The 4749-nt window shown below is 63.0% G+C and carries 4 protein-coding genes and 1 pseudogene; all 5 read right to left on the bottom strand.

Annotated elements, in window-relative coordinates:
* Positions 1–1711 precede the first annotated feature (1711 nt).
* Positions 1712–2383: a hypothetical protein gene (locus tag VF515_04035; protein HEX7406804.1), complete on the bottom strand. Its 672-nt coding sequence runs from the start codon at positions 2381–2383 to the stop codon at positions 1712–1714.
* Between the two features lie 429 nt (positions 2384–2812).
* A complete protein-coding gene (locus VF515_04030) occupies positions 2813–3034 on the bottom strand; it encodes a hypothetical protein (GenBank protein HEX7406803.1) in 222 nt (73 codons plus the stop codon).
* A gap of 378 nt (positions 3035–3412) precedes the next feature.
* A pseudogene (locus tag VF515_04025) lies at positions 3413–4104 on the bottom strand (ATP-binding protein).
* A gap of 104 nt (positions 4105–4208) precedes the next feature.
* Entirely contained in the window at positions 4209–4517 is a 309-nt protein-coding gene (locus tag VF515_04020) for an AbrB/MazE/SpoVT family DNA-binding domain-containing protein (GenBank protein ID HEX7406802.1), read from the bottom strand.
* Positions 4518–4549: 32 nt separating this feature from the next.
* Positions 4550–4749, bottom strand: a 200-nt coding sequence (locus tag VF515_04015) for a hypothetical protein (protein ID HEX7406801.1), incomplete at its 5' end; no start/stop codon positions are given.

Below are 4749 nucleotides of genomic sequence, written 5' to 3'. Positions count from 1 at the left end.
CCGCTCGTCGAAGGAACCACACAGGCCTCTGACCCGATGTTTCCCATATGAATGCCATACCGACCTCCCTTGGAACGCCAATAGCCCCCTTCCGGAGGCTCGGGCAAGCATCTCCTTGTCGCCCTGGAAGTTCTTCCTCCTCGATGCTCGCCCGCCCAGGCGGCTCGTGGAAACGCACGAGGGCTGCCCAGCGCCGATTCACACCGGTTCGTCGACGGGCTCGATCAGCCGGGAAATCTTTGGCACCAGATTGGCACCAAAGCCGCGGATGGCACCGGGCGTGACTCGCAAGTGCTTGAAAAGAGAAGCTGGCGCGCGGATTCGAACCGCGGACCTGCTGATTACGAAACCTCGTACCGCCCTGGAAACCCGCACCACACAAGGGTTTCCGGGGCTCTGCGTCTAGCTCTTTTGGCTGGCGAGGGTGCGCTGAGGTGGCACTGCCTGGGCCGTCGCGGGCACAGTCACGGGCACAGTTCAGGCCAAGATCAAGAGAGCATCATTGAAGAAGGCGCTGAGTCATCCAAACAGGAAGCGCCTTCGCGAGTCTCGCAATACGTCCCTCTCCGTCGGCGTTGCTGACGACGCCCAACACCTCCCCTTGATCTGTGAGGGCCGGGGAGCCAGAAGAACCCTTGGGAAAGGAACACGTCACACGGAGCATTGTGTCGCTCGGCAGTTCAGTGGCCGTTCCTTGAACCCACGCCCGATCCCAGGAGTAGACGTGTACGGGAACCGGATCTGGCAGCGGATTCACGCCAGTGATCACGCGTAGGCGAGCGCGGCTCAACAAGCCTTGCGCTACAGGATCATCTTCAGCGCCATCGAATGACAGCACCGCGACATCGCTGCACGGTTCGTACACGGTGAGGCGGAGAGGCACCTTTCCGCCTTCGGCTATTGCGGCGACTGGGACGCACACGCCCGTAGGTGGCCGCAGCAGTACCAGGTCTCCAAATGCTTTGACATAATCGAACACGACGTGGGCCGCTGTGACCACGTGACCGCTGCTGCTGAGGAATCCCATTCCTATTTGGGGAACGCGGCCGACGGTGACTATGGCGCGTTCGGCGCTGGTTGTATCAAACGTGTGCGGTTCCATGTTTGGTTCGAAGGCAGAGAGCGGCAGAATTTTACGGCGCTCCGTTTCGCTCTGCAAGCTACGCTGATCGCAAATCAGCGGGCCGTTGCGTCAGCCCTTGCCGTTCAGGCACGTCCACGCGCGCTGTGCCCGGACTGTGCCCGTGCTCCGCTACTGTTCACCGACACAAGCGCCTCCCCATCGCGAGCGCTCCCGCTGTAGCGCGTTGCAAGGCCTCGGTGAGTGCTCGGCTTGCGCTCGTGCTGGAAGCACGGCACGGGCGAAGAGCCAACGGTTGCGGCGCCGGTTTCGCCCCGAGGGGATGAGGGCGGGGATACCTTGGCCGGCCCCTCCGTCGGCCAGCCCACCGCTCCAAGGTAGCGTCTTCAACCTCAGGGGTGAGGCTTCTGGAGCGCCCCCCCTGGGACGATGTGTGGGATCGTCAAGCGCGGCGATAACGTCTTGCCGCTCAGGCGTGGCGCGCGACCTCATGGTGCCCGAGATCCTTCTGGCCGAGTTTCGCAATCTCGGCGTCCAGGTTGTTGCGGCAGACAGTGGAACCGACCTGACCGTGAGCGACGATGATCCGACGCGGAAGTTGATTCGCCAGGTGCCGGGGGCAGCGGGAGGTTACGGCGTGACGCGGCGTCCCCGGATGGCGAGGAGCCACAGCATACCGGCCGTGATCGCCAGGCTGGGGAAACTCAACGCTGGCGCGGCGTGAACATTCTGGCCGGCGCCAATTGTGACGGAGAACGCCATCTCCGGCTGACGGTTTTGCCCGCCAAACTGTATCCCTGCCGGGTCATTGGAGTACCAGAACGTGCCGTTGTCTTGGTAGACGCTATTCTGCGTGTGGCCTCCGACCTGATATTGCCCGCCGCCCGACTCGCCGACCGCAGTAATCACAAAGAAGTATCGGGTCCCGGGAAAGAGTGTTCCGAACGTGCCGGTCACGGGTGCCGAAAAGAAGTTCAGGGAACCCGCGGTCGTAAAAGGGCCGATGCTCCCGGTCGTCGCCAAGACGTTGGTCGGATCCGGCCCACCCCCGCCGGCGGCGCCCCAGATTTCGAATCGAACCGGCAAGGTCACGGGGGTGCCTCGGTCGCTGAGCCACGTACCCAGGACGGTGGGCAGGCCGTTGCTGGGGGCGAGAAAACTGTCGGCGTAAACGTAGCTGCCCACGGCGGATATGGAATTCCACGTTGGCCCGAGGTCAGGTGGTTTGGTGACGATTGCCTGCGCATGCGCGCCAGTGGCTAAACAGACGAGCACCGCAGCAAGCGCTATCCTTCTCCTCATCTCAAGAACCTCCCCTCAAGGTGTGGAAGGCTTACGGAAAGCGGTCCGCTAAGTCAAGGTGAAAGCCCCTGGCCCCGGCCGCCGGAAACCGCCAGCCCAAGAGGTAATCTCGCGGGTCTCGGGAAGGCGGCTCTCGGGACGCGGCTTCACTCCGGTCAGTTTTGACGCCGTGCAGTGAAACGAATGCAACCACGTCCCCGGCGCAGGCGGACGAACTGCTCGGAGGAGAAGAGCCGTGCGGCGGCGAGACCGGCGACGACTACCGCCTGTACCGCACAGCTGGAGCATCAAGCCCCTGCGTCATTCCGGAAAGCTTCTCGCACTCTGGAACTATGAGGATGACTGGCCTCAACGGGGTAGCAAAGGCGTGCTTTCGGTGAAAGGCTCCCTTGCAGTTCCAAGTGATGACCACCTAAGGCTAAAGAACGCCTAGCTTTGAATTCGGCGTATCAATGAAACCCCAACCTCTTTGATGATGCGCTGAAGAAAGTTGGCGCGCTTCTCAAGCTGCCAGAACGTAGTGCCGACGAAAAACGCGACGAGCGCGAGCCCGAGGACAATGTGCAGAACGGTTGGGAACACAGGTGTCGGGGGCTCACCCTTGGGGGTGACCGTAGGCGGAAACACCTTGTCGAGGTTCGTAAAGGGCATTTATTGACGGCCTTCCATCGAATTCACCGGAACGAACAGAGGTCAGCGCGGGCACGACGGTCACACGCACGTCTAGGGGCCACAGTCCGATGCTTTCACAGCGACGCCGCCAATGTACCGGTTGTCCTTGGCGTAGTACCGGTACTGTATCGTAATGCCGAAGTCTAAAAATGATCGTTGTTTAGGCGAGCTTGCGTTTCAAGTCGGCGTAGTGCCGTTCGAGCGAGCGGAAGTGTTCGGTGATGCGGGCGAGAATTTGCCGAGATGCTTGCTTCTTGCTTCGGGGACTACCGCGCAGCGGTTTAGTTCCGCCGGTTTTATCTTGAATGAAGAAGTCCGAAGGACAGACCTACTGGCTCCCCGCCCGTGACCAACTGGTCAGGGGCTCGTCGGCGCCCCCGGCGCCGAAGGACGCACATCCGCGAAGACGAACCCGTCGCGTTCGACAATTTCGCCGACTCGCACCGTGAGGTCCTGACGAAACATCGGCCCAGCGTAGGCGAAGGTGTGAAACTCGCCCCGCTCGCCGCACGGATCGACATCCGGCGGGAGATCGCGGAGGAGTGCGAGATCAAAACTGCACCCCACGAAGCGCGCCGGGAGCTGCTTGGGGTTCACGCAGGTGAGGTACGCCCGCAGACCCCCAGTCACCATGTCGCGCGCCAGCACGTCCGTGGGGCGCAGCCAGAGAGGGAACACCGGAGTGAGGCCCGATCCAGCAAGCTGCCGCTCCCGATAGGCCCGGATGTCCTCAAGGAAGAGATCGCCAAAGGCAAAGGCGGTGATACCCGCGGCACGTGCACGCTCGATCACGGCCCGCATCGCTGCTTCATAGTGCGGGTTGCTGCACGGAGACGGAATTGGCACCCGCCAGAGCGGTATTCCGGTCACCGCGGCCTGCGCGGCCAGAGCTCGGTACGTACCGCATGCATGGCCACGCGCTCGGCGTCGGCGTTGATCGTTGTCACCAATCCGACTACGTCGTACACGCCTTGCTGCCGCAGCACGTGGAGCGTCCACGCACTGTCCTTTCCGCTGCTCCATGAAAGAAGTGCGCGCGGTCTCGTCATGCGCGGGACCTAGCTGTTTGTCGAAAGCCCGCTGCACGGTCGTCGGCGCCACCGCGTAGGAGCGTTCGAAGCGCGGAGTGAACCGGGGCCGCATGGGCGACGCGTTACCGCTTACGGTTGGGCTGCTTCAGGCGGCGCGCCTGGCGCTGGAGGTAGGCGATGCCCTCGTCAGCCGTGGCAAAGGGACGGGACAGCCGACCGGCCTTCGCGTCGGCCAGTGCTTCGCTGAGCCGGCGGGAGAGTTCCTGCTCGAAGGTCGCCGGAGTGACGACCTTGACGGGCCGCAGGAGCACGCCGTCACGGCGTGAGGTGGCCTCGACGAAGTCACCGACCTTGAGCTTGAGAGCGCGGCGAGCGGCCGGGGGAATGGTGACTTGGTAGTTGCGCGTGATCTTGGTGAGGGTGGCAGCCATGGCTTTCATAGTAAGTTAGTAACTTGCTAAGTCTACACCGGCAGCGTCACGGGCGTCAACAGGGTGGGCTGCCGTGGGTGGGCTGCCGTGTGTGGGCTGCCGTGCAAACCGGCAGACGGCTCATGCGCGCAGGAGCTGATGGGGCACAAGACGATCACGATGACCCTGCGGTAGTCGCACCTGTCGCCGGCGCACCAACCCGATGCGGTGCAGCGGCTCAACCGGCCGCCAA

The organism is Candidatus Binatia bacterium, from assembly GCA_036382395.1.
Lineage (GTDB): Bacteria > Desulfobacterota > Binatia > HRBIN30 > HRBIN30 > JAGDMS01.
The sequence above is the reverse complement of the archived record's forward strand: the minus strand, read 5'-3'. Positions and strand labels throughout refer to the sequence as shown.

Excerpts from the sequence above, each read along its gene's own strand:
- VF515_04035 (HEX7406804.1), bottom strand. The coding sequence starts at position 2,383 with ATGAGGAGAAGGATAGCGCTTGCTGCGGTGCTCGTCTGTTTAGCCACT.
- VF515_04030 (HEX7406803.1), bottom strand. The coding sequence starts at position 3,034 with ATGCCCTTTACGAACCTCGACAAGGTGTTTCCGCCTACGGTCACCCCC.
- VF515_04020 (HEX7406802.1), bottom strand. The coding sequence starts at position 4,517 with ATGGCTGCCACCCTCACCAAGATCACGCGCAACTACCAAGTCACCATT.